Annotated in this window: 22 protein-coding genes; 8 read left to right on the forward strand and 14 right to left on the reverse strand. The window is 72.3% G+C overall.

What is annotated here, in order from left to right; translation table 11 throughout:
- Positions 1-3 precede the first annotated feature (3 nt).
- On the reverse strand, positions 4-2,337 hold the full coding sequence (locus tag ACZ66S_RS27375) for an ABC transporter ATP-binding protein/permease (RefSeq protein ID WP_469904183.1): 2,334 nt from the start codon (positions 2,335-2,337) through the stop codon (positions 4-6).
- A 528-nt stretch (positions 2,338-2,865) separates the two neighbouring features.
- The gene (locus ACZ66S_RS27380) at positions 2,866-3,276 is read right to left on the reverse strand and encodes a hypothetical protein (RefSeq protein ID WP_469904184.1); all 411 of its coding nucleotides are present in this window, start codon (positions 3,274-3,276) and stop codon (positions 2,866-2,868) included.
- Positions 3,277-3,792: 516 nt separating this feature from the next.
- On the opposite strand from ACZ66S_RS27380, the gene ACZ66S_RS27385 reads away from it, so the two are divergent.
- Positions 3,793-4,077 carry a DUF1905 domain-containing protein gene (locus ACZ66S_RS27385; RefSeq protein WP_469904340.1) on the forward strand — a complete coding sequence of 95 codons (285 nt, stop codon included), beginning with the start codon at positions 3,793-3,795 and terminating at the stop codon, positions 4,075-4,077.
- 83 nt (positions 4,078-4,160) lie between these two features.
- On the opposite strand, the gene mgrA is transcribed toward ACZ66S_RS27385, so the two are convergent.
- Positions 4,161-5,156 carry an L-glyceraldehyde 3-phosphate reductase gene (gene mgrA / locus ACZ66S_RS27390; protein WP_469904185.1) on the reverse strand — a complete coding sequence of 332 codons (996 nt, stop codon included), beginning with the start codon at positions 5,154-5,156 and terminating at the stop codon, positions 4,161-4,163.
- A gap of 124 nt (positions 5,157-5,280) precedes the next feature.
- Here mgrA and ACZ66S_RS27395 point away from each other — a divergent pair, with 124 nt between their 5' ends.
- The 3 genes from ACZ66S_RS27395 to ACZ66S_RS27405 all read left to right on the forward strand — a co-directional run bounded on the left by ACZ66S_RS27395 (position 5,281) and on the right by ACZ66S_RS27405 (position 8,413).
- Positions 5,281-6,159, forward strand: a complete 879-nt coding sequence (locus ACZ66S_RS27395; RefSeq protein ID WP_469904186.1) for a LysR family transcriptional regulator — start codon at positions 5,281-5,283, stop codon at positions 6,157-6,159.
- 126 nt (positions 6,160-6,285) lie between these two features.
- Positions 6,286-7,824, forward strand: coding sequence for a carotenoid oxygenase family protein (locus ACZ66S_RS27400; RefSeq protein WP_469904187.1), 1,539 nt, complete (start codon positions 6,286-6,288; stop codon positions 7,822-7,824).
- A 79-nt stretch (positions 7,825-7,903) separates the two neighbouring features.
- Positions 7,904-8,413, forward strand: coding sequence for a mycothiol transferase (locus ACZ66S_RS27405; RefSeq protein ID WP_469904188.1), 510 nt, complete (start codon positions 7,904-7,906; stop codon positions 8,411-8,413).
- Here ACZ66S_RS27405 and ACZ66S_RS27410 read toward each other — a convergent pair.
- Both ACZ66S_RS27410 and ACZ66S_RS27415 read right to left on the reverse strand, forming a co-directional pair.
- Positions 8,401-9,474 carry an adenosine deaminase gene (locus ACZ66S_RS27410; protein WP_469904189.1) on the reverse strand — a complete coding sequence of 358 codons (1,074 nt, stop codon included), beginning with the start codon at positions 9,472-9,474 and terminating at the stop codon, positions 8,401-8,403. The two genes, ACZ66S_RS27405 and ACZ66S_RS27410, sit on opposite strands and share 13 nt — an antisense overlap.
- Positions 9,475-9,516: 42 nt before the next feature.
- On the reverse strand, positions 9,517-9,909 hold the full coding sequence (locus ACZ66S_RS27415; protein WP_469904190.1) for a VOC family protein: 393 nt from the start codon (positions 9,907-9,909) through the stop codon (positions 9,517-9,519).
- 177 nt (positions 9,910-10,086) lie between these two features.
- Between ACZ66S_RS27415 and ACZ66S_RS27420 the strand changes: the two genes are divergently transcribed.
- Together ACZ66S_RS27420 and ACZ66S_RS27425 are read left to right on the forward strand one after the other, a co-directional pair.
- The gene (locus tag ACZ66S_RS27420) at positions 10,087-10,794 is read left to right on the forward strand and encodes a dienelactone hydrolase family protein (protein WP_469904191.1); all 708 of its coding nucleotides are present in this window, start codon (positions 10,087-10,089) and stop codon (positions 10,792-10,794) included.
- Between the two features lie 301 nt (positions 10,795-11,095).
- The gene (locus tag ACZ66S_RS27425) at positions 11,096-11,551 is read left to right on the forward strand and encodes a pyridoxamine 5'-phosphate oxidase family protein (RefSeq protein ID WP_469904192.1); all 456 of its coding nucleotides are present in this window, start codon (positions 11,096-11,098) and stop codon (positions 11,549-11,551) included.
- A 4-nt stretch (positions 11,552-11,555) separates the two neighbouring features.
- On the opposite strand, the gene ACZ66S_RS27430 is transcribed toward ACZ66S_RS27425, so the two are convergent.
- Both ACZ66S_RS27430 and ACZ66S_RS27435 read right to left on the reverse strand, forming a co-directional pair.
- Positions 11,556-12,461, reverse strand: a complete 906-nt coding sequence (locus ACZ66S_RS27430; protein WP_469904193.1) for an oxidoreductase — start codon at positions 12,459-12,461, stop codon at positions 11,556-11,558.
- A 52-nt stretch (positions 12,462-12,513) separates the two neighbouring features.
- Complete coding sequence (locus ACZ66S_RS27435; RefSeq protein ID WP_469904194.1) at positions 12,514-14,292, reverse strand: bifunctional sugar phosphate isomerase/epimerase/4-hydroxyphenylpyruvate dioxygenase family protein; 1,779 nt, start codon at positions 14,290-14,292, stop codon at positions 12,514-12,516.
- Between the two features lie 479 nt (positions 14,293-14,771).
- Between ACZ66S_RS27435 and ACZ66S_RS27440 the strand changes: the two genes are divergently transcribed.
- Positions 14,772-15,566: an IclR family transcriptional regulator gene (locus ACZ66S_RS27440; protein ID WP_469904195.1), complete on the forward strand. Its 795-nt coding sequence runs from the start codon at positions 14,772-14,774 to the stop codon at positions 15,564-15,566.
- Between the two features lie 47 nt (positions 15,567-15,613).
- Here the strand turns inward: ACZ66S_RS27440 and ACZ66S_RS27445 are convergent, their stop codons facing one another.
- The 6 genes from ACZ66S_RS27445 to ACZ66S_RS27470 all read right to left on the reverse strand — a co-directional run bounded on the left by ACZ66S_RS27445 (position 15,614) and on the right by ACZ66S_RS27470 (position 21,033).
- A complete protein-coding gene (locus ACZ66S_RS27445) occupies positions 15,614-16,036 on the reverse strand; it encodes a PPOX class F420-dependent oxidoreductase (RefSeq protein WP_469904196.1) in 423 nt (140 codons plus the stop codon).
- Between the two features lie 155 nt (positions 16,037-16,191).
- Complete coding sequence (locus tag ACZ66S_RS27450; protein ID WP_469904197.1) at positions 16,192-17,076, reverse strand: NAD(P)-dependent oxidoreductase; 885 nt, start codon at positions 17,074-17,076, stop codon at positions 16,192-16,194.
- An 83-nt stretch (positions 17,077-17,159) separates the two neighbouring features.
- Entirely contained in the window at positions 17,160-17,900 is a 741-nt protein-coding gene (locus ACZ66S_RS27455) for a tRNA-dependent cyclodipeptide synthase (protein WP_469904198.1), read from the reverse strand.
- Between the two features lie 166 nt (positions 17,901-18,066).
- Positions 18,067-19,389: an aldehyde dehydrogenase family protein gene (locus ACZ66S_RS27460; protein WP_469904199.1), complete on the reverse strand. Its 1,323-nt coding sequence runs from the start codon at positions 19,387-19,389 to the stop codon at positions 18,067-18,069.
- A gap of 118 nt (positions 19,390-19,507) precedes the next feature.
- Entirely contained in the window at positions 19,508-20,671 is a 1,164-nt protein-coding gene (locus ACZ66S_RS27465; RefSeq protein ID WP_469904200.1) for an RNA polymerase sigma factor, read from the reverse strand.
- A gap of 5 nt (positions 20,672-20,676) precedes the next feature.
- The gene (locus ACZ66S_RS27470) at positions 20,677-21,033 is read right to left on the reverse strand and encodes a YciI family protein (protein WP_469904201.1); all 357 of its coding nucleotides are present in this window, start codon (positions 21,031-21,033) and stop codon (positions 20,677-20,679) included.
- Between the two features lie 94 nt (positions 21,034-21,127).
- On the opposite strand from ACZ66S_RS27470, the gene ACZ66S_RS27475 reads away from it, so the two are divergent.
- Complete coding sequence (locus ACZ66S_RS27475) at positions 21,128-22,174, forward strand: acyl-CoA dehydrogenase family protein (RefSeq protein ID WP_469904202.1); 1,047 nt, start codon at positions 21,128-21,130, stop codon at positions 22,172-22,174.
- Positions 22,175-22,448: 274 nt separating this feature from the next.
- On the opposite strand, the gene ACZ66S_RS27480 is transcribed toward ACZ66S_RS27475, so the two are convergent.
- Positions 22,449-22,616, reverse strand: a complete 168-nt coding sequence (locus ACZ66S_RS27480) for a hypothetical protein (RefSeq protein ID WP_469904203.1) — start codon at positions 22,614-22,616, stop codon at positions 22,449-22,451.
- Between the last annotated feature and the right edge of the window lie 19 nt (positions 22,617-22,635).

The following is a 22,635-nucleotide window of genomic DNA, read 5'->3' on the forward strand; positions in this document are numbered from 1 at the left end:
GGCCTACTTCCGCATGACGGCGGGTTCGTGGCGGCGCAGCAGCCGGGAGACGAGGAATCCGAAGAACACCGAGAGGACGACGAGCATGCCGATGTTCAGCAGCCACACGCCGACCGAGTGCTCGAACAGCGGATCCCCGGTGAGGTCGCCGGGCACGATCCGGGCGAGGCCGATGGTGCCGGCCATCGCGCCGAGCGCCCAGCGCGAGGGCACCAGCCAGGAGAACTGCTCCAGGCCGGGCACACCGTCGAGCTTGAGCAGGGCGCCGCAGAACACGACCTGGACGATGGCGAGCAGCACGAGCAGCGGCATCGTCACCTCCTCCTTGCGCACCAGCGCGGACACGAGCAGACCGAGCATCATCGCCGTGAACGCCAGCAGGGCGACCGCGAGGGTGATCTCCGCAAGGGGCGGCATCACCACGCCCTCGCCGCCCGGAGCGTTGAGGTCGACGCCCAGGAGGGCGACCAGGGTCAGGACCACCGCCTGCACGACGGTGATCGTGCCCAGCACGACGACCTTGGACATGAGGTAGGCCGATCTGGACAGGCCCACGGCCCGTTCCCGCCGGTAGATGACGCGTTCCTTCACCAGCTCGCGTACGGCGTTCGCGGCGCCGGTGAGCACGCCGCCGACGCACAGGATGAGCAGGGCGTTCATCGCGGTGTCCCGGGTCAGTTGGCTGCCCGCGAGGGCCCGGGCCATGGCGCCCATGACGAAGGGGAGCGCGATCATGATGGCGAGGAAGGTGCGGTCCGCGCCGAGGGCGGCGGTGTAGCGGCGGATCAGGGTGCCGAGCTGGGCGCCGCGGCTGCGGGGCCTGGGCGGGGGCGCGATGATGACCGGTTCGGAGCGGGGTGTGCGCGGTTGTGCGGTGGCCTCGGTGACGTACTGGTGCTGGAACGCCGAGGAGTGGAAGTCCCCCGCCCAGTCGCGGTCCTGGTCGCGTTCGAAGGCTTCGAAGGCCTCGGGCCACTGGGTGAAGCCGAAGTAGGCGAGGGCGTCCTCGGGCGGGCCGTAGTAGGCGATCCGGCCGCCCGGTGCGAGGACGAGGAGGCGGTCGCAGACGTCGAGGCTCAGGACGCTGTGGGTGACGACGATGACCGTGCGGCCGTCGTCGGCGAGGCCGCGCAGCATGTGCATCACCGAGCGGTCCATGCCGGGGTCGAGACCGGAGGTCGGTTCGTCCAGGAAGAGCAGAGACGGTTTGGTGAGCAGTTCCAGGGCCACGCTGACCCGCTTGCGCTGGCCGCCGGACAGGCTGTGCACGGGTTGGCGGGCGCGCTGTTCCAGGCCGAGCTCGCGGATGACCTCGTCGACCCGTTCACGGCGTTCGGCCTTCGCGGTGTCCTGCGGAAAGCGCAGTTCGGCGGCGTAGGACAGGGCGGCTCGGACGGTGAGCTGGGCGTGCAGGATGTCGTCCTGCGGGACCAGGCCGATGCGCTGGCGCAGCTCGGCGTAGTCGCGGTAGAGGTCGCGGCCGTCGTACAGGACGGTGCCGTGGTCGGCGGGGCGCTGGCCGGTGAGGGCGTTCAGGAGGGTGGACTTGCCGGCGCCGCTCGGGCCGACGACCGCCAGCAGGCACTTCTCCCCCACCGGGAAGGACACGTGGTCGAGCAGGGTCTTGCGCCCGCGGTCCACGGCGACCGTGAGGTCCTGGACGTCGAGGGAGACCTCGCCGGTGTCGACGTACTCCTGGAGCATGTCGCCGACGAGGGAGAACGCCGAGTGGCCGATGCCGACGATGTCCCCGGGCCCGAGGGGGGCGCTCGTGACGGGCCGGCCGTTGAGGTAGGTGCCGTTGTGGCTGCCGAGGTCGGCGATCTCGTAGCTGCCGTCGGGCAGGGCGCGCAGTTCGGCGTGGTGGCGGGAGACGACCAGGTCGTCGACGATCAGGTCGTTGTCGTCGGCGCGGCCGATGCGGACCGTGCGGGCGGGCAGCGGCCGGACCGCGGTGGGCCGGCGGAAGGTGCCGGTGAGCCCGGGCATCGAGACCGCCGAGGGGCGCTCGGGGGCGGGGAGGCCCAGCAGGACCGCGCAGGGGCCGTCGGAGGGGCTGCCGAAGTGGATGACGCTGCCGGGTCCTACGTGCCACTCGTGGACGCGGCGGCCGTCGGCGTAGGTGCCGTTGGTGCTGTTCTCGTCCTCGATGGTCCAGTGGTCGGCCTCGGGTCGCAGCACCGCGTGGTGCCACGAGACCCGGGCATCGTCGAGGACGATGTCGCTCAACGGGTCGCGTCCCACGCGGTAGTCGTGGCCCGGGCTCATCACCGTGGAGCCGGTGTCGGTCTCCAGGACGAGCTCGGGCGCCGTCGGTGCGACCGGCCGCTCCGCCATGCCTGAATTCTACCGATTCACCCCATTGGGCGCCCGGTGACGAGAGTCGGCGGCGGAGAGCGAGGGGCCGGCGGCGCGGGTCGGGGCACGGGGCCGGGGCGCGGCTGGATGACTCAGGTGGCGGGAGGGGGGAGCAACGGGGCGACTCCAAGAGGAAGCAAAGTGGTGGCGGGACCTCCGGGACAGGACGCGGGAAGCAATAGCCGGACTCCCGCAGGGAGCGGGGTGCGGTGAGGCGACCCGGCGATCGGCGGGAGCGGGGTGCGGTGAGGCGACCCGGCGATCGGCGGCGAGATGCAACGAGGCGGCTCCGGCAGGGGCAGGGGTGCGGTGAGGCAACTCCGACGACAGGGAGCGGGACGCAGAACACGACTCCGGCAGGGAGCGGCGGGCAGCGGCAGCGGCAGCGGCAGCGGCAGCGGGGTGCAACTACGGCGGCAGCGGGGTGCAACTACGGCGGCAGGCAGGGGGTCACGTCGGCCTCCGCCGAGCGACCCGGCGACCGGGACCGGACGGCCGCGAGGCGGATCAGGCGACCGGGGTGAAGAGCGTCGAGGCCATCCGGTGCATCCGCACGGCGTCCACGGACTCGGCGAGCAGTTCGTACTCGGTGGTGTCGTCGCTCGCGGCGATCCGGACCAGCCGGCCGGCCGCCAACTCGTCGGCGACGAACTCCTGTTGGTAGAGGTCGGTGCACCAGGCCCGCATGACGGTGGGCACGTCGAGCACGGTGTCGGCGACGGGGATCAGCGCGCCCACCGGCAGGTACTCGGCCCCGGGCTGCGGGTCCAGCCGGTCGGCGATCCACGAGGCCCGGTCACGCAGCCACCACAGGGCGAGGGCGAGAGTGGGCGCACGGTAGGTTCCGAGGGGGACGCCGATGCGCCGCCCGTCGCAGATGCCGTACCCCGTGACGTGGCACAGGAATTCGTCGTGCACGATCCACTCCCCCGCTTGCTCCAGTCGCCTGCCGGCAGGGTCCTCGCTCTCCGTGCGGCTCAGTGGTGGTACGCGCTCTTGCTGCTGTACGTGACGGGTTCTTCGCTCGATGTGAAGGACCTGTCAGTCGAGTATGTTCACTACTGAAACACTGTCACCACGTCTTTTTGGCCAGTCTCCTGGCATATTCACCCCCTTTCCTGGCCGAAATCTGACGGGTACTCGTTCAAACTCCATGACCCCGGAAGCAATCGACGGTGCCGGGCGCCCCGGGCAGGGTTGTCGCAGCAGGTCCCACCAGCACAGACGACCTCGATGGAGGCTGATTCCCCGTGCCCGCGAACACTGAACGCTATGAGAGCGCCGTGGCCCCGCTACTTCGAAGCCTGGAACGCGCGTGACCCGCAGGCCCGCTCCAAGGCGGTGGCGGCCGCCTGGGCGGTGAGCGGCGGCCGCGATGAGTTCTCGCCCCGTCGGAGGTCTCCTGAGAAGGAACCGTCGGCGAGGGAGAACATCATGGCCACGACCGGAAAAGTGGACGCGGAATTCACCGCGGTCCTCAGCAGGAACCCGGGGAAGGGCGGCTGGACCTGCGTCCGCTGGCCCTCCTCCGTCGAGTTCTTCGGCACCCGCGGTCTCGTCAAGGTCCGCGGGACGATCGACGGGCACCCCTTCCGGAGCTCCTTCATGGCGCTCGGGGACGGCACCCACATGCTGCCCGTGAAGGCCGAGGTGCGGAAGGCGATCGGCAAGGACGTGGGCGACGCGGTGACCGTGCGCATCGAGGAGCGGACCGGCTGATCGCGGTGTGACGCGGACCGGACACCGGCCTGAGGCCGGTGCCCGGTGGGTGCGACCGCTCGGCCGTGCCGGCCGCGGCGATGTCAGCCCTTGACGATCGCGTCGATTCTCGCCAGTTCCTCCGTGTCGAAGTCCAGGTTGGCGATCGTGCCCACACTGTCCTCGATCTGCTGCGGACTGCTCGCCCCGACCAGGGCCGAGGTGACGCGGCCACCGCGCAGGACCCAGGCCAGGGCCATCTGGGCCAGGGTCTGGCCGCGGCCCTTGGCGATGTCGTTGAGCTGGCGGAGCTGCCGCACCAGGTCCTCGGTGACCGCGTCCGAGTTCAGGAAGGGGCTGTCGCTCGCGGCGCGGGAGTCCTCGGGGATGCCGTCGAGGTAACGGCCGGTGAGGAGACCCTGCTCCAGCGGGGAGAAGACGATCGAGCCGACCTGGAGCTCGTCCAGCGCGTCCAGCAGGCCACCGTCCTCGGGGCGGCGGTCCAGCATCGAGTAGCGCGGCTGGTGGATGAGGAGCGGGGTGCCGAGCTCGCCGAGGATGCGGGCGGCTTCGCGGGTCTGCTCGGCCGAGTAGTTGGAGATGCCGACGTACAGCGCCTTGCCCTGCTGGACGGCGGTGTGCAGGGCGCCCATCGTCTCTTCGAGGGGGGTGTCCGGGTCGGGGCGGTGCGAGTAGAAGATGTCGACGTAGTCCAGGCCCATCCGGGTCAGGCTCTGGTCCAGCGAGGACAGCAGGTACTTGCGGGAGCCCCACTCGCCGTACGGTCCGGGCCACATGAGGTAGCCGGCCTTGGTGGAGACGATCAGCTCGTCGCGGTAGGCCGCGAGGTCGGCCTTGAGGGCCTCGCCGAACGCGGACTCGGCGGCCCCGGGCGGCGGGCCGTAGTTGTTGGCGAGGTCGAAGTGGGTGACCCCGAGGTCGAAGGCGCGGCGCAGGATGGCCCGCTGCGTCTCGACGGTGCGGTCCGCCGGGCCGAAGTTGTGCCACAGACCGAGCGAGATCGCGGGAAGCTTCAGACCGCTGCGTCCGGTGCGCCGGTAGGGCATCTCCGCGTAGCGGTCGGGGTGTGCGGTGTACAACGCGACTCCAGAGGGGTTGGCACGGGGGAACCGAAGTCCTGAATCCGTGCCCACTCTTTCGCGACCTGGGGGCATTGGTCCAACAGAAGAATCCGATGGAATTAAACGGATAGGCTTCTCAATCATGGAACTGCGTCATCTCCAGCACTTCGTGGCGGTCGCCGAGGACCAGCACTTCACCCGGGCCGCCGAGCGGCTCCTGGTGTCCCAGTCCGGGCTGTCCGCATCCATCCGGGCACTGGAGCGCGAGCTGCAGACCCCGCTGTTCGTGCGGACCACCCGCCGGGTGACGCTCACCCCGGCCGGGCGGGCCCTGCTGGGCGAGGCCGAACGGATCCTCGCACAGGTGCGCTCCGCCCACGAGGCCGTGGCCGCCGTGCAGGGGGTGCTGCGCGGGATGCTCGCGCTGGGCTCCGAGCAGTGCATCGCCGGGGTGAACGTGGCGGGGCTGCTGGCCGCGTTCCGACGGCAGCATCCGGACGTGGAGATCTGTCTGCGGCAGGCCGGCTCGGGCGCGCTCGCCGAGGAGGTCGCCGCGGGGCGTCTCGACCTGGCGTTCGCCGTACGGGGCACGCCCGAGGAGACCGACCAGCTCCGGGCCGTACCGCTGACCGGTGAGCCGATGACCGTGCTGTGCCACCCGAGTCACCCGCTCGCGGCGGCCGGCGCGGCCGTGACCCCGGAGGACCTGGGCGGCGAGGTCTTCGTCGACTTCCATCCGGACTGGGGGCCGCGCCGCACCACCGACGCGGTCTTCGCCGCGGCGGGGGTGCGCCGGACGGTCGCGCTGGAGGTCAACGACGTGCACAGTCTGCTCGACCTGGTGGACGAGAACCTCGGTGTGGCCGTCGTCCCGCAGCACTTCCGGCACAAGCGCCCGTCGCTGACGGCCCTGCCCGTCAAGGGCACCGGGGAGACCGTGTACGAGACCGTCGCCCTGCTGCCGCCCCCGCAGGCCACCAGTCCGGCGGCGCGGGCGCTGATGGCCCTGCTGGAGAGCTGAGCCGCCGCGCCGAAGAGGGGGTCTGGCAACACCCCCAGGACGGGGCCCACCCCTCCTGACCGGAGCCGTCCCACCGCACAGACTCATGACCGTCGGTGAAGCCAACTGCGGTCAGGAGCAGGGAACATGACGGACCCCACGAGGACCACGAACTCCGCACGCACGACGGACCCCACGCGCCGGAACGTCCTGCGCGGTGCCGCGGCGGTCGCCGCCGCGGGCGGACTGATCGGCACCGGTCTGGGCGCGGCACCCGCCTCCGCGGCTCCGCGCCCGGCGGCCACGCGCCGCTTCCCGTTCCTGGAGGGCGCCTTCGAGCCGGTCACCGAGGAGCTGACGGCCTTCGACCTGCCGGTCACCGGCCGCATCCCGCGTGAGCTGAACGGCCGCTATCTGCGCAACGGCCCGAACGCCCTGGGCCTGGAGGACCCGCGCGCCCACCACTGGATGCTCGGCGAGGGCATGGTGCACGGCGTGCGACTGCGCGACGGGCGGGCCGAGTGGTACCGCAACCGCTGGGTGCGCTCCTCCCAGGTGGCGAAGAAACTGGGCGAGCCCTACCCCGGCCCGGTGCCGCCGGACGACTTCCCCTGCAACACCCATGTGATCCCCCACCGGGGGCGGATCCTGGCGCTCCAGGAGAGCGGACCGCTGCCGTACGAGCTCGACGACGAGCTCAACACCGTGGGCACCTACGACTTCCGGGGCACCCTGGAGGGCGCGTTCACCGCGCACACCAAGTTCGACGCGCACGCCGGTGAACTGCACGCGATCGCCTACTACCCGACCTGGGACCACGTCCGGCACCTGGTCGTGGACCCGCAGGGGCGCGCCTCGCGCAGTACGCGGATCCCGGTGGCGGACGCGCCGATGATCCACGACTTCGCGCTGACCGAGCGGTACGTGATCATCCTCGACATGCCGGTCACCTTCGACATGGCGGGAGCCGAGCGCGGTGACGTCGTGCCCTACGTGTGGAACGACCGGCATCCGGCACGGGTCGGCGTGCTGCCGCGCGCGGGAGGTGCGGTCCGCTGGTTCGAGGTCGAGCCGGTGTACTACTCGCACACCCTCAACGCGTACGAGGAGGGCGACAACCTGGTCATCGACATGACCAATTTCGACGCGCCCTTCCTCGTGGCGGGCAACGGCTCGGGAGGCCCGTACGGGGCGAGCACCCCCCGACTGGACCGCTGGACGGTCGACCTGCGGCAGGGACGGGTGCGGACCCGGACCCTCGACGACCGGCCGCAGGAGTTCCCGCGCGTCAACGAGGCGCTGGTGTCCCGCCGGCACCGCTACGGATACTCGGCGGCGGCCGCGGAGATGATGCGGGCCTACCAGGCGGTCGACGGCAATCCGCCCGACCGGGCGTTCAGCAACGCGCTCATCAAGCACGACCTGCTGCGGGGCACCTCGCAGGTGCACCGGCTGCCCCGGGGGGCGGCGGCGAGCGAGGCCGTGTTCGTGCCGTCCGACCCCTGCGACGACAGGGCCGCCGAGGACGACGGGTACGCGATCGCCTATGTGCACAACCCCGACCGCGGGGCCTGTGACCTGCTGATTCTCGCGGCCCAGGACTTCACGGGCGAGCCGGTGGCCCGGATCCACCTGCCGGGACGGGTGCCGCTGGGCTTCCACGGGAGCTGGATCCCCGACGCGTGAGTCGGGGCGGGATTTACGCTCGTGCCCTCGGGGCGGGATTCCGACGCGTGACGCGGCGCGATGCGCGATGGTGGATGTCATGCATGCAAAGGACATCCTCATCGACGGTTTCGGCCGCATCCAGGAAGAAGTCCACGCCGTCGTCGAGGGCCTGGGCCCCGACGACCTCAACCACCGTCCCGGCCCCGACGCCAACTCCGTGGCCTGGCTGGTCTGGCACCTGACCCGCGTCCAGGACGACCACGTGGCCGGTGCCCTCGGCCTCGACCAGGTGTGGCTGACCCAGGACTGGGAGAAGCGGTTCGGCCTCGACCTGAAGCCGCGCGACATCGGCTACGGCCACACCTCCGCGCAGGTGGGCAAGGTGCGGGTCGACTCCGCGGACGTGCTGACCGGCTACTACGACGCCGTGCACGCCCAGAGTCTCGAAGCCCTGCGCGGGCTGAGCTCCGCCGACCTGGAGCGGGTGGTGGACGAGAACTGGGACCCGCCGGTCACGCTGGGGGTGCGGTTGGTCAGCGTCCTGTCCGACGATCTCCAGCACGTCGGACAGGCCGCGTATCTGCGGGGGCTGCTTCAGAGCGCGTAGCCCGGCAGGACGACGTCCTCGATGAGGGCCTTGCGCTCGTCGAACGGGATGAAGGCGCTCTTGAGCGCGTTCACCGTGACCGTGCGCAGGTCCTCGACGGTCCAGCCCGCCTGCTCGACCAGCAGGGACATCTCCCGGGTCATCGTCGTCCCCGACACCAGCCGGTTGTCGGTGTTGAGGGTGACCCGGAAGCCCAGGTCCTTGAGGGCCGTGATCGGGTGCTCGGCGATCGACGTGGCCGCGCCGGTCTGGAGGTTGGACGTGGGGCACATCTCCAGGGCGATACGGCGGTCCCGGACCCAGCCCGCGAGGCGGCCGAGCTTGCCGCCCGCGAGGTCGGGGATGTCCTCGGTGATCCGCACCCCGTGGCCCAGCCGCTGGGCGCCGCAGACCTGCACGGCCTGGTGGATGCTGGGCAGGCCGTGGGCCTCGCCGGCGTGGATGGTGAAGGGCACGTTCTCGCGGCGCAGGTGCTCGAAGGCGTCCAGGTGGTCGGCGGCCGGGAAGCCGTCCTCGGCACCGGCGATGTCGAAGCCGACGACCCCGGCGTCCCGGAAGGCCACGGCCAGGTCGGCGGCCTCGCGCACCCGGTCGAACATCCGCATCCCGCACAGCAGGGTGCCGACCCGGACCGGGGTGCCCGCGGCGGCGGCCTTCGCCATACCGGCGGCCAGGCCCTCCTGCACGGTCTCCACGACCTCGGCCATGGCCAGCCCGCCCTTGGTGTTCAGCTCGGGGGCGTAGCGCACCTCGCCGTACACGACCCCGTCGGCGGCCAGGTCGAGGACGTACTCCTCGGCCGTGCGCAGCAGGCCCTCGCGGGTCTGCATGACCGCGAGGGTGTGCTCGAAGGTGGCTATGTAGCGCACCAGGTCGCCGGAGTTGGCGGAGTCGAAGTACCAGGCGGCGAGCTCGTCCGGGTCCGTGGTGGGCAGGGTGTGGCCGATCTCCGCCGCGAGCTCCACCACGGTGGCGGGGCGCAGGCCGCCGTCGAGGTGGTCGTGCAGGACGGCCTTCGGGAGGCGGCGGATCAGGTCGGTATCTACGCGCGTAGCAGTCATGGCGGGGTCTTTCTTCGAACGTCCGGCGGGGTGGCGGGAGGATCAGGCGGCGGGCTGGAGGAGGTCCCAGCGGTTTCCGTACAGGTCCTGGAAGACGGCGACCGAGCCGTAGGGCTCGTGGCGGGGCTCCTCCAGGAAGGTGACGCCCGCGGCGAGCATGCGGGCGTGGTCGCGGGCGAAGTCGTCGGTGTGCAGGAAGAAGCCGACGCGGCCGCCGGTCTGGTCGCCCACCCGGCCCTGCTGCGCCTCGTCCTTGGCGCGGGCGAGCAGCAGGTCGGTGCCGCCCTCGCGCCCGTCAGGGCGTACGACGACCCAGCGGGAGCCGTCGGGGCGCGGGGTGTCCTCGACGAGGTGGAAGCCGAGGGCCTCGGTGTAGAAGCGGAGCGCCTCGTCGTAGTCGTCGACGACGAGGGTGACCAGGGCGACGCGTCTCATCGGAACCTCTCGGGACGGGTGGTTGACGGGAGAGGTTATACGTAAAACTACGGCGACGCCAGTCCGGTCTCCGGGGCCCCGAGTCGGCGGTCCGCGCGACGCGTGGCAGGCTGGTGATCACCGCCGGGGTCACGGCTCCGGCGCCCCCTCCACCGGACCGCACAGGAGTCGAGCACGATGGCCGAACTGCCGAAGTCGACCGGAGCACCTGCCCACCAGAACGTCACCTTCCCGAGCGGCGGCACCACCGCGCACGGCTACCTGGCGCTGCCGCCGTCCGGGAGCGGGCCGGGGGTCATCGTGATCCAGGAGTGGTGGGGGCTCACCGACCACATCGCCGACGTCGCCGACCGGCTGGCCGCCGAGGGGTTCGTCGCGCTCGCTCCCGACCTGTACGGCGGCAACGTCGCCCACGACAACGCCGAGGCCCTGCGCATGATGCAGGCGCTGCCGGTCGCGCGGGGCGTGGAACTGCTGTCCGGCGCGGTCGACCACCTGCTGTCGCTGGACGAGGTCACCTCCGACACCGTCGGCGCGGTCGGCTTCTGCATGGGCGGCGGATTCGTCCTGTACCTGGCGGCGGCGGAGCCCCGGGTGAGTGCCGCGGTGCCGTTCTACGGCGTGATCCAGGGCGAACTCCCGGACTTCTCGGGCCTGAAGGCGCAGATCCTGGGCCACTACGGCGAACTCGACCGGACCATCCCGGCGGAGAGCCTCGACGCCCTGCGCGAAGCCGTCCACGAGCAGTCCGGAATCACCCCGGACCTGCACCTCTACCCGGCGAACCACGCCTTCTTCAACACCGGCGGCCCGACCTACGACGCCGAGTCCGCGTCCCGCGCCTGGGAGCGTACGGTGCCTTTCCTGCGGGAGCGGTTGGGGTAGGGCGGCGGGGCGGTGCCGTCGGTTGCTCGGAGGCGGCGGGGGTCGCGCGGTGACCAGGCGGCGGCCGAGGCGGGCCGACTTGTGCCGAGGGGATGCGGTGCGGTCGGGGTCGCGGCGCGGCGCGGCGCGGAGGCGGACCGGGTTCTCGAGGCCGGCGATGGCCGCATGGCTCCGAGGGCGGAACCTCTGGAACCGTAGGGGCATCAGGCGGGCCGGCTTTCGTAGTTGGGGGTGTCTCGGGCTGTGGTCGTAGGGCCGGGGGCCGAGGCGGTGGGGGGTGGGGGCCGGTAGCGTCGCGGGCATGACGGTCATCGAGGGGCGGAGCGCCGCAGAGCGCAAGCGGGACGTGCTGGATCGGCTGGAGCGGGAGAGGGACGTCTGGGTGGCCTCGGCGGACGCCGACGGGCTGCCGTGTCTGGTGGCGCTGTGGTTCGTGTGGGACGGCGAGTGCGTCTGGCTGTCCACGCGGATCACCAACCCCACCGGCCGCAATCTGCGCGACGGCGGCCGTACCCGGCTGGCGTTCGGGGACACCCAGGACGTCGTGCTCATCGACGGGGAGGTGCGCACGTACGGCGGGAAGGACGTGCCGGCCGCGGCGATCGAGGCATTCCGGGCGAAGACGGGCTGGGACCCGCGCGAGGACAGTGACTCCTACGCCTTCTTCCAGGTGCGCCCGCACACCGTGCAGGCCCTCAACGGCGTGCACGAGATGCGCGGGCGGCATGTCATGGAGGACGGCGTGTGGGTCGTGTGACCTGTCAACCGGCCTGCTGACGCAGTGAGTCGAGCCTGCGCAGTTCCTCGTCGGTGAGCCGGAGGGCGCCCGCCGCGACGTTCTCGGCGAGGTGGTCGGGGTTGCCGGTGCCGGGGATGGCGAGGACGTGCCGACCCTGGGCGAGGGTCCAGGCGAGCCGGACCTGGGCGGGGGTCGCGTCGTGCGCCCGCGCGACGGCCAGGACCGCCTCGTCGTGGCCGGCGGTGGCGCCGCGGGAGCCGCCGTCCCCCGCGATCGCGAAGAACGGCACGAAGGCGATGCCCTGTTCGCCGCAGATCCGCAGGACCTCGTCGGTGCCCGAGTCGCGCGCGTCGAGCCCGAACCGGTTCTGCACGCACACCACCGGAGCGATCGCCTGCGCCTCGGCGAGATGGCGGGGCTCGACGTCCGAGACGCCGAGGTGCCGGATCAGACCCTTGTCGCGGAGTTCGGCGAGGGCGCCGAAATGCTCGGCGATCGAGTCCTGGCGCATCCGCCGGAGGTTCACCACGTCGAGGTGGTCGCGGCCCAACTGGCGCAGGTTCTCCTCGACATGGCCACGCAGGTCCTCCGGCCGGGCCGAAGTCGCCCACTCCCCCGCGTAGTTCCGGAACGGACCGACCTTGGTGACGATGACGAGGTCGTCGGGGTACGGGGACAGGGCGCTGTTGATCAGCTCGTTGGCGGAGCGCAGCGAGGAGAAGTAGAAGGCCGCCGTGTCGATGTGGTTGACGCCCAGCTCCCTCGCCCTGCGCAGCACGGCGATCGACCGCTGCCGGTCGCTCGGGGTGCCGAGGTGGAAGGCCGCGCTGCCGGTCAGCCGCATCGCGCCGAAGCCGACGCGGTGCACGGTGAGATCGCCGAGTGTCCAGGTGCCTGCCGCGTCCGCGGTGATCGTTTCGGAGGTCATCGGCGGATGATGACACACCTCCCGCTCGGGCCCGTGGGTGCTTTCCCGACTCCTACCGTCGCTGTGCGGCCAGCCGGACGGGCGCGTTGGCTGCGCCGAACCCGGCGTAGCCGCCCGTGCGCTGCACGAACTCGAAGAAGACATGGCCGACCGTCTCGGTGTAGCAGTGCCGGAACTCGCCGCCCCGCTCGTCACGGTCGTAGAGGATGCCGAGCTCGCGGTACGTCTCCAACTCCCCCTCGGCGAAGTCGAAACGGGCCTCCAGGTCGTCGTGGTAGTTCGCCGGGACGCGCAGCAGGCGTGCCCCGGCCGCCCGGATGCGGCGGACCGCGGTGACGATGTCGTCGACGGCGAACGCCACGTGCCGGGCCCGCGTCTCGCCGTCCTCCTCCGGGGTGGGCGCGAGGTTGAGGACCAGTCGGGGCCCGTCCGAGCCGGCGGACAGGGCGCGGCTGCGGAACAGGCCGTAGGGGTCGGCGAGTTCGACGGTGTCGTGGGGGCTGAGGCCCAGGACCGTGCGATGGAAGAGCACCGACTCGTCGAAGTGGTGCCAGGGCTGGGTCAGCGCGAGGTGGTCGATGGTGAGGGCGGCCCCGGGCGGGGCCTGGGCGGTGTGCCCGAAGTCGGCCGTCCAGTCCGGGAGTTCGGCGCGGCCGGTCGCGCAGAACAGGACCTCGGTGCCGTCCGGGGCGGCGATCGACTCCAGTGGGACGTCCTGGGCGCCGCGGCGTTTGGGCACGGCGGGCGCGAGCAGGGCCTCCGCCCGCCGCGCGGAGGCGGCCGGGTCCGCGGTCTCCAGGCCCACGGCGGCCAGGGTGGTGTCGGTACGGCGGCCCCCGGTCCCGGTGTTGACCAGGACACGCGCCTCGCCCTGTTCCCAGAGGTCGACCGGCTTGCCGTGATGGCGGCCGGTGCGGGTGAAACCGAGCGCCGTGAGGAGTTCGCCGACGGGTTCGGGGTCGCTGGTGGCGAGTTCGGCGAAGGCGACGCCCGAGGGCACCACCGGGGCCGGGAGCGGCAGGACTCCGGCGTTCTCCTCCAGGGCGAGCAGGGAGCGCAGTCCGTCCAGCGCCGTACGGCCCGCGTCCGCCTGACGGAAGACGTCGTTGAAGACCTCCAGGGACAGGGGGCCGTCGTATCCGGTGTCGAGGACGTGCCGCAGGAGTCCGGCGACGTCGAATCCGCCCTGGCCCGGGAAGCAGCGGTAGTGCCGGCTCCACTGGAGGACGTCCATGGCCATCAGCGGGGCGTCGGCGAGCTGGAGGAAGAAGATCCTGTCGCCGGGGATGTCCTCGATGCCCCTGGGGTCGGAGCCCCTGGAGAGGATGTGGAAGCTGTCCAGGCAGGTGCCGAGCGCCGGGTGGTCCGCGGCCCGGACGATCTTCCAGGCGTGGTCGTACGTGCTGACGTGCCGTCCCCACGCCAGTGCCTCGTAGGCGACCCGGATGCCGGACTCCCGGGCCAGGTCGGCCAGTCGGCCCAGTTGCTCCGCCGCGAGGTCGTCGTCGTCCACGGCGTGCGGGGAGACGCTGGAGCAGACCAGAACGGTGTCGGCGCCGAGCCTGCGCATCAGCTCGAACTTGTGCCGGGCCCGCCTCAGATTCCGGGCGAAGAGCTCCTCGGGGACGGCCTCGATGTCCCGCATCGGCTGGTAGAGGTCGATGCGCAGGCCCAGGTCGGCGGTGCGGGCGGCGATCTCCTCCGGGGCGAGGGGGCTCGCGAGGAGGTCGTTCTCGAAGATCTCGACGCCGTCGAAGCCCGCCCGTGAGGCGGCCGTCAGCTTCTCGGTGAGGGTGCCGCTGAGACAGACGGTGGCGATGGACTTCCGCATGGTCGCTCCCGAGGTCGGTCCTATTGTGAGGTCGCCGGCTGTGGTCGCGGATCGTCGGGCCGCGCGGCGCGCGTCGGCGCCGGACCACGTCTTCGGAGGTCAGCGGCAGCCGCTCCGGTCCACCAGGCGGTCCGGCACGTCCGCTGCGGCAATCCTTGCTTCGGCCGAACCTCTCGCGCGCCCATGGTCACTCCACCGGGCCCGCGCATCGGCTCCGGCAGGTCGTCATGGGTCGCGATCCGTTCCTGTGTCGTACGGGCTGCTGCATCCACTGAAGCTTCGACGACCGCTAGACGGTCCGTTCGATCCACTCTGCGGTCAGACTAGGCGGCCTCGACTCGTCGGACAAGGGTGCTGGGTGCGGTCTGCCGTGCTGAGCAGGACTTCCGCGATGTCTTGGTTTCCTCGGTCCGCAGAGCGGACTACCGTCGGAGGCAGCAGCGGTCGAGGGCCGTGCGGAACCTACGGGGAGGCAGCGGGTGAGCGACGGACGGACGCGGGCCGAGGGCGCGGCGGACCAGCAGGCGGGCGGGGTGCGCAGTGTGCGGCGGGCCTTCGACATCCTCACCCTGCTCACCGAGGACCGCCCGGTGATCACCCTGCGCGAGATCACCGGGGCGACCGGGCTCGCCAAGACGACCGCGCTGCGTCTGGTGCAGACCCTGGAGGAGACCGGCCTGCTGGGCTCGCACCCGTCCGGTTACACGGCGGGGCCCGCCCTGTGGCGCTGGGCCTATCTCGCCCGCGGCCAGTGGGAGGTGCCGCAGGAGACGCGGAAGGTGATGCGCGATCTCGCGGACCGGCTCGGCGAGACGGTCAACCTGTTCGTCGCCCGGGGCGTGCACCGCATCTGTGTCGCCCATGAGGAGAGTCCGCATCCGCTGCGCCATGTCGTCGACGTCGGCGACGAGCAGCCGCTGTGGGCCGGCGCCTCCTCCAAGATCCTGCTGCGGGACGCCTCCGAGGCGTTCCTGCGCCGGGTGGCGGCCGCCTCCCCGCAGGGCGAGGAGCACGCCGGGCGTCTCGGGACCTGGGCCGCGGAGGCCGCGGAGCGCGGTTACGCCGTCAGCAGCAGCGAGTTCGACGAGGGACTCACCGCCGTGGCGGTCCCGGTCACGGGCCGCACGGGCCGGGTCGTCGCGTCCCTCTCCCTGAGCGGTCCCAGCCACCGCTTCCCCTACGAGGCCGTCGAACGGTTCGCCACGGAACTCGCCGCGGGTGCCCGTCTCATCTCCGACCAGGGCTTCAGCCATCCCCTGAGCAACGACACCTGAGGCGGGCGGGTTCGGTCGGTGTCCCCGCCCGCCCTACGGGCGTGCCGTCAGCCGGAGGCTTGGTCGTTGTCCTTCATCTCGCCCCAGCCGTGCCAGCGCTCGACCTCGATCCAGGCGCTCACGCGGCCCCGGACCCGGTCGGGGTAGGGACGGCCGCCGTAGTGGGTGGAGAGGCGGTCGATGTCGGTGAGGTCCTTGTCCTCGTAGGTCTCGACCACACGGCCGATGAGCGTGAGGTGCGTGTACCAGTCGTCGCCGTCCAGGACGGTGAGAGTGATGCGCGGGTCGCGGCGCAGGTGCTTCAGCCGGACCCGGCCCTCGTCCAGGTTGATCAGGACACGGCCGTCCTCCCAGAGGTACCAGGTGGGGGTCGACACCGGTGCTCCGTCGGAGCGCAGGGTGGCCATCACACAGGGGTTGGGGCGGCGCAGCAGTTCGACGGCCTCGGGCGGCAGGGGCGGCTTGGACATGCGGGGTCCTCCTCGGGGTGGGCGTTGCGGTCTCGGGTCCGTGGTCCGGTCTCCGGGTCCGTGGTCCGGTCGCGGTCTCGGTTTCGGTCTCGGCCTCGGATCCGGCCTCGGTTTCGATGCCGGCCTCGACCTCGGTTTCGGTTTCGGCCTCCGTCTCAGGCCTTCTCGTCGAAGCTCGCGAAATACGCGGCGGCCATGTCCTCGTCGCCGTGGCCCTGGGCGGTGGCCCGCTCGAAGCGCTCGGCGCCGGCCGCGGCCACGTCCAGGCGGACTCCGCTGCGCTCGCCGGCCTCCACGATGAGCCGGGCGTCCTTTGCGGCGGTGGACACCGCGAACTGGGCCGGGGACAAGCGGTCGTCGAGGACGAGAGCCGCCTTGGCCCGCAGGTAGCCCATGTCGAGCGGGCCGCCGTCGATGGCGTCGAAGAAGCCCTGCGGGTCCACGCCGAGGGCCTTCGCGAGGGCGAGGGTCTCGCCGGCCGCGTTGGTGACCGCGAGCACCCAACTGTTCGCGACCAGCTTGAGGCGGGTCGCGCTGCCCTCGGCACCGTCCTCGCCGGTCCACACCGTGCGGGCGCCGACGGCGTCGAACACGGGGGTGACCGCGCCGCGTCCGTCGACCGGTCCGGCCGCGAGGACCAGGAGCTGTCCGGCCTCGGCGGGCTGCCGGGTGCCCAGGACGGGCGCGTCGAAGAAGACCAGCCGGTGCTCGCGGGCGAAGGCGGCCAGGTCGGCGATGGACTCGACGCCGGCGGTGGTCGACTGCACCCAGGCTGCGCCCGGGCGCAGCCCCTCGGCGGCCCGGCGCATCACGTCGAGGGTCGCGGGACCGTCGTACAGCATGGTGAGGACGACGTCGGCGCCGCGCACGGCCTCGGCGGGGCTGTCGGCGATCTCGACGCCGTCCGCGGCCAGCGGCCGTGCCTTGTCCGGACTGCGGTTCCAGGCGCGGACGGTGTGTCCGGCGCGGGCGAGGTTGCGGGCCATCGCGGCACCCATGATGCCGGTGCCCAGGACGCTCACGGTGAGCTTGTCGGTCATGACGTCAACTCCATGCGGGGGTGCGGTTGTTCTGCCGGGCACCGAGCTTGCCGGAACGGTTTCGGCGAGCTCGGCCCGGGGGGTCATGGCGCGGGGAGGGGGTCCACGGTGACGAATCCCTGGGTACCCACGGCCGGGAGCGTGGCGTCCGGGCCGTAGAGGAATCCGGCGAGGGCCGGGGTGACGCGGTAGGCGAAGACGGACGCCGGTACGCCGAGGACGGCCGGGGTGTCGAGAAGGAAAGGCAGCTCGCGGTCCAAGTGCTCGGCTCCGGCGGTCAGTTGGTCGGCGGTCGGGGTCCGGTCGGCGGGCATGGTGGTGCGCAGCCCGCCGGTGACCATGCGGGCGCAGGTGGCGTGGAACGCGGGCTGCTCCCGGTGCGCGCGGGAGACGCGCTCCAAGGCGGCACGGTAGGCGGGGGTGTCGCGGAACTCGGAGCAGCGGGCGACGCGCTGCCGGGCCGGGTCGATCCGTGCGGTGGTCGCGGCGCGGGAGATCCGGTTGGCCGTCTGGCGCACGTCGCGGGGGGCGCGGGCGCGGGCGTGCCGGGGTTCGTAGCCGCGGCCGAGGTAGGTGCAGGCGACGGTGCCGGTGTCGGGGTGGGCGATCGCGACCCGGGTGAAGCGGGCGGCGGCCCGGCGCAGCAGCCCGACGAGCCGGGCCTCGGAGAAGTAGCCGTTACCGGGGATGGTCCCGAGGAACACGTGGTGTCCGGCTTCGAGGAGGTCCGCGCAGCGCTCGCAGAAGGGCGCGGCGAGGAAGCCGTCCCCCCGGCGGGCCGCGGTGGAGCGCGCCGAGGGGGTCGGCATCGCCCAGTCGTGCATCCGTGCTCCCCCGTGTTCCGCGCAGGCAGTGCGCCGTCGTGCTCAGGCCGTCGGCATCGAGCCTAGAAGCAACCGGTGGTGCCGTGGTTCCACGGGGTGGGAAACCGCGCCGATGGCCCAGCAGGTCCCACCCGCCCGCCGGGCCCGGGCGTGCCGCGTGCGGCGACTAGCCGAGGGGCTTCTCCAGGACCGCCTTGCGGTGGCTGAAGGTCTCGATGGACCAGCGGCCGTGGTAGTTGCCCATGCCGCTCTCCCCGACTCCGCCGAACGGCAGGTCGGAGACGGTGAGATGGGCGAGGGGCAGGCCGAAGCCGAGGCCGCCGGAGGAGGTCTCGTCGGCGATGCGGCCGCGTGTCGTGTCGGAGTCGGTGAAGACGTACAGCGCGAGGGGCTTGTCGCGGTCGTTGATGAAGTCGATGGCGGCGTCCAGTCCGGGCACGGTGACGATCGGCAGGATGGGGCCGAAGATCTCCTCCCGCATCACCGGGGAGTCGGGGTCGACGTCGGCGAGGACGGTGGGCGCGATGTACTTGCCCGCACGGTCGCTCGTGCCGCCCACGACCGTGCGGCCCGAGTCGAGGAGTGCGGTGAGCCGGTCGAAGTGCCGCTCGTTGATGATGCGGCCGTACTCGCCGGAGTCGGCGGGGTCGCTGCCGTACAGGGTCTCGACGGCGTTCTTCAGCCGCGGCTCCAGGGCGGCCGCGGTCTCCGGGTCGGTGAGGACGTAGTCGGGGGCGACACAGGTCTGCCCGGCGTTGAGGAACTTTCCGCGGGCCAGGCGGTCGGCGACGACGGCGAGGTCGGCGTCGCGGTCGACGAACGCCGGTGACTTGCCGCCCAGTTCGAGGGTGACCGGGGTGAGATGCTCGGCGGCGGCGCGCAGGACGACCCTGCCGACGGTGCCGTTGCCGGTGTAGAAGATGTGGTCGAAGCGCTCGGCCAGCAGGGCGGTGGTCTCCGGGATGCCGCCCTCGACGACGGCGACGGCGTCGGTGTCCAGGTAGGCGGGCAGCAGCCGGGCCACGGCGGCGGAGGTGGCCGGGGCGAGTTCGCTGGGCTTGGCGACCACGGCGTTGCCCGCGGCGAGGGCGCCGACCACCGGGGCGAGCAGCAACTGGGCCGGGTAGTTCCAGGGGGCGATGACGAGGACCACGCCGAGCGGGTCGTACCGCGTCCAGGCGGTCGCGTCGGCGCCGAGGTGGGCCGGGACGGGGGCGGACTCGGGGCGCAGCCAGTCGGTGAGGTGGTCCAGGGTGTGGTCGATCTCCCGGATCGTGAAGTCGATCTCGGTACGGAAGGCCTCGGTGGAGCTCTTGCCCAGGTCGGCGTGGAGGGCGGCGGCCAGGTCGGTGCCGTTGTCCGTGAGCATCTCCCGCAGTCGGCGCAACTGGGTCGTACGCCACTCGACGGGCTTGGTGCGGCCGCTGCGGAAGGTGGCGCGCAGTCGGGCGACGACGTCGGCGGGCTGCTCGGGGGCGGGGTGGTTCACGGGTGCCTCGCTGGGGTGCGCGGGCCTTGCGGCCTGGTTCTCGACGGTCAGATGTATATTGCAACCTTTTCGCGGCCGGGTAAATTCCGGGCGGTCGTCGGCACCCTCCGCGGCGGGTTCACAGCGCGCGGCGGCGGCGGTCGAGATGGGCGCGCTCCGCCGGGTTCCCGGTGAGCTCCGCGGCCTTCGCATAGGCGTCCGCGGCCTCCGTGATCCGTCCGAGCCGGCGCAGCAGGTCGGCCCGGACGGCGTGCAGGACGTGGTAGCCGTCCAGGTCGAGTGCGTCCACCAGGGCGAGGGCGGGCCCGGGTCCGTCGGTCTCGGCGACGGCGACCGCGCGGTTGAGGGCGACGACGGGGCTCGGCGCCACGGCCATGAGCTGGTCGTACAGCAGGCGGACCTGCTTCCAGTCGGTGGGCGGGTCGCTGTGCACAGCCTGGACCGCGGCCTGGATCTGGTACGGCCCGGGCCGGTTCCGGCGCAGACACCGCCGGACGAGTGCCTGCCCCTCGGCGACGAGCGCGCGGTCCCAGCGCGCCGGGTCCTGTTCGGACAGCGGTACGAGCGCCCCGTCGCCGTCGGTGCGGGTGGCCCGGCGGGACTCGACGAGCAGCATCAGCGCGAGCAGACCGGTGACCTCGGGTTCGTCCGGCATCAGCTCGGCGAGCAGCCGACCCAGGCGCACGGCCTCGGCGCACAGTTCGGGGGTGCCGCCGTAGCCCTCGTTGAAGACGAGGTAGACGACGGCGAGCACGCCGTTGAGCCGGTCGGGGAGGTCGGCGTCGCGGGGGACGCGGTAGGGGATGCGGGTGTCGCGGATCTTGGCCTTGGCGCGGACGAGACGCTGGGCCATCGTCGGCTCGGGGACCAGGAAGGCGCGGGCGATCTGCGCGGTGGTCAGGCCGCCGAGCAGCCGGAGGGTGAGGGCGACGCGGGCCTGGGGCGCGAGCGCGGGGTGGCAGCAGGTGAAGATCAGGCGGAGCCGGTCGTCGCGCACGGGGTTCTCCTCGGGCGGTGCGTCGGAGGCGTACAGCAGGGCGGCCTCGGCGTGGCGGGCCTCGCGGGTGGACTCGCGGCGCAGCCGGTCGATCGCGCGGTTGCGGGCGGTGGTGATGATCCAGCCGGCCGGGCTGGGCGGCACCCCGGTCTCCGGCCAGCGCCGCACGGCCGTGGTGAAGGCGTCCTGGACCGCTTCCTCGGCGAGGTCGATGTCGCCGAGGAAGCGGACGAGGACGGCGACCGCGCGGCCGTACTCCTCGCGGAAGACGCCTTCGATGTCCAAGGTCGTCAGTCCTCGGACTCGTGCTGGAAGGGGCGCACCTCGATGGGCAGGGTGGTGGCCAGGGCCGCCTTGCGCCCCCATTCCAGGGCCGCGTCGAAGTCGGGTGCCTTCACGATGCACAGGCCGCCGAGCTGTTCCTTGCCCTCGGCGTACGGTCCGTCGGTGATCAGGACGTCGCCGTCGCGGGGCCGCAGCACGGTCGAGGAGTCGGGGCTGTGCAGCCCTCCGGCGAAGACCCAGGCCCCGGCCTCGCGGAGCTCCTGGTGGAAGACGTCGAGCCGTTTCCCGATCTCGGCCAGGACCTCGGGGGCGGGCAGCTCGTCCCAGCCGGGCTGCATGACGTTGAGCAGGTAGTACTGCATGTCCATCTCCTCCTGTGAGTGTGTCTCACCTCCTACACGAACGGCACACCCCAGGATCGACACCGCGCGCGACCCGATCGGGAGAATCCTGTCCATGACCACCGCACCGCACCCGCTGCTCGCCACCGCCCGCGCCCTCGCGGACGGCCTCCTCGCCCCGTACGCGGCACGCGTCGACCAGGAGGGCGTGCCCGTGGCACACCTCGACGCGATCAAGGGCTCGGGCCTACTGGGGGTGAGCGCGCCGAAGGAGTACGGCGGTGCGGGCGCCCCCGACGCGGTGGCGCGGGAGGTCCAGGAGATCCTCGCCGGGGCGTGCTGCTCGACCTGGTTCGTGCAGACGCAGCACCACAGCCCGGTACGGATGCTCGCGCGGTGCGAGCTGCCGGTGCGGGAGCGACTGCTCGGGCCGCTCGCGACCGGCGAGCTGCTGGCGGGGATCGCGTTCGCGCACGTCCGCTCGTTCCCCCGGGTGCCGGTGCGGGCGACGGCGGAGCGCGGCGGCTGGCGGTTCGACGGGAAGGTGCCCTGGTACACGGGCTGGGGCCTGAACGACGTGATGCTGCTGGCCGGAGTGAGCGAGGCGGACGAGGTGGTGTTCGCGTTCACCGGGGCGCACGAGCAGCCGGGGCTGCGGGCCTCGGAGCCGATGCGGCTCGCGGCGCTCACCGCGGCCCGCACGGTCTCCCTGGAACTGGACGGCCTGTGGCTGCCCGGGGACGCGGTGGTGCTGCGCACTCCGCAGGAGGAGTTCGCGCTGCTGGACCGGCCCCGCAACACCAACGCCTCCCCCGCGGTCTTCGGGGTGGCGTACGCGGCGCTCCGCGTTCTCGAGGACGCCGGCGAGCAGGAGACGGCGGCCTCCCTTCGCGGCCGTCTCGACGAGGTGCGCGGGCAGGTGTACGACCTCGCCGACCACCCCGTCCCGTACGAGCGCGTGCCCGAGCGACTCGCGCTCAAGACACGGTCGTACGACCTGATGCGCGCCGCCACGACGGCGGCCGTGGTGTCCGGCGGCGGGCGCGCCATGGCCCTCGACGGCACGGCCCAACGGCTGTTCCGGGAGGGGATGTTCCTCCTCGTGCAGGGACAGACGACCGAGGTGCGCCGCGCTCATCTGGACGCGCTGGCGGAGCTCTAGGACGGGAAGCCGACGAGGGCGGCCGTCAGGTGCGCCGGGGCGTCCTCCTGGAGACGTCGACCCGGCTTCGAGACGCGCGTCCAGGCGTCGCCCTGCTCCTCACGCGCGAGACGTCAGGGATCTCGGGTCGGCTCTGCTCAAGTGCGGGGCGGAGGCGGTCGCGCGGTCCGTGACTGCCGTACGGACCCGGCGGGCCCGGTGTCCCACGAAGTGCTCGTGGGACACCGGGCCCGCCGGCGGGTGGGTCGCCCACGGCCACCCGTGAGGGATGCCCTCAGTCCTCGTCCCGGCCCGGGACCACCACGAGGAACGCGTCCGACTTGAGATCCATCACCACGGTCGCCGGTTCACCCTGCGCCCGCCTCTGCGCCGCGTATTCCTCTGCCGGCCACGACCCGCGCGGAGATCCCGCTGGAAACCGCTCCAACACCTTCGCGCTCATAGCGGCAGACACCTCCGAC

Source organism: Streptomyces sp. NPDC107471 (genome assembly GCF_055582845.1).

Coding starts and splice junctions, on each gene's coding strand:
- ACZ66S_RS27375 (WP_469904183.1), bottom strand. CDS start 2,337: ATGGCGGAGCGGCCGGTCGCACCGACGGCGCCCGAGCTCGTCCTGGAG.
- ACZ66S_RS27385 (WP_469904340.1), top strand. CDS start 3,793: ATGGCCACGACCGGAAAAGTGGACGCGGAATTCACCGCGGTCCTCAGC.
- ACZ66S_RS27395 (WP_469904186.1), top strand. CDS start 5,281: ATGGAACTGCGTCATCTCCAGCACTTCGTGGCGGTCGCCGAGGACCAG.
- ACZ66S_RS27400 (WP_469904187.1), top strand. CDS start 6,286: ATGACGGACCCCACGAGGACCACGAACTCCGCACGCACGACGGACCCC.
- ACZ66S_RS27405 (WP_469904188.1), top strand. CDS start 7,904: ATGCATGCAAAGGACATCCTCATCGACGGTTTCGGCCGCATCCAGGAA.
- ACZ66S_RS27410 (WP_469904189.1), bottom strand. CDS start 9,474: ATGACTGCTACGCGCGTAGATACCGACCTGATCCGCCGCCTCCCGAAG.
- ACZ66S_RS27415 (WP_469904190.1), bottom strand. CDS start 9,909: ATGAGACGCGTCGCCCTGGTCACCCTCGTCGTCGACGACTACGACGAG.
- ACZ66S_RS27420 (WP_469904191.1), top strand. CDS start 10,087: ATGGCCGAACTGCCGAAGTCGACCGGAGCACCTGCCCACCAGAACGTC.
- ACZ66S_RS27425 (WP_469904192.1), top strand. CDS start 11,096: ATGACGGTCATCGAGGGGCGGAGCGCCGCAGAGCGCAAGCGGGACGTG.
- ACZ66S_RS27430 (WP_469904193.1), bottom strand. CDS start 12,461: ATGACCTCCGAAACGATCACCGCGGACGCGGCAGGCACCTGGACACTC.
- ACZ66S_RS27435 (WP_469904194.1), bottom strand. CDS start 14,292: ATGCGGAAGTCCATCGCCACCGTCTGTCTCAGCGGCACCCTCACCGAG.
- ACZ66S_RS27445 (WP_469904196.1), bottom strand. CDS start 16,036: ATGTCCAAGCCGCCCCTGCCGCCCGAGGCCGTCGAACTGCTGCGCCGC.
- ACZ66S_RS27450 (WP_469904197.1), bottom strand. CDS start 17,076: ATGACCGACAAGCTCACCGTGAGCGTCCTGGGCACCGGCATCATGGGT.
- ACZ66S_RS27455 (WP_469904198.1), bottom strand. CDS start 17,900: ATGCACGACTGGGCGATGCCGACCCCCTCGGCGCGCTCCACCGCGGCC.
- ACZ66S_RS27470 (WP_469904201.1), bottom strand. CDS start 21,033: ATGCAGTACTACCTGCTCAACGTCATGCAGCCCGGCTGGGACGAGCTG.
- ACZ66S_RS27475 (WP_469904202.1), top strand. CDS start 21,128: ATGACCACCGCACCGCACCCGCTGCTCGCCACCGCCCGCGCCCTCGCG.
- ACZ66S_RS27480 (WP_469904203.1), bottom strand. CDS start 22,616: ATGAGCGCGAAGGTGTTGGAGCGGTTTCCAGCGGGATCTCCGCGCGGG.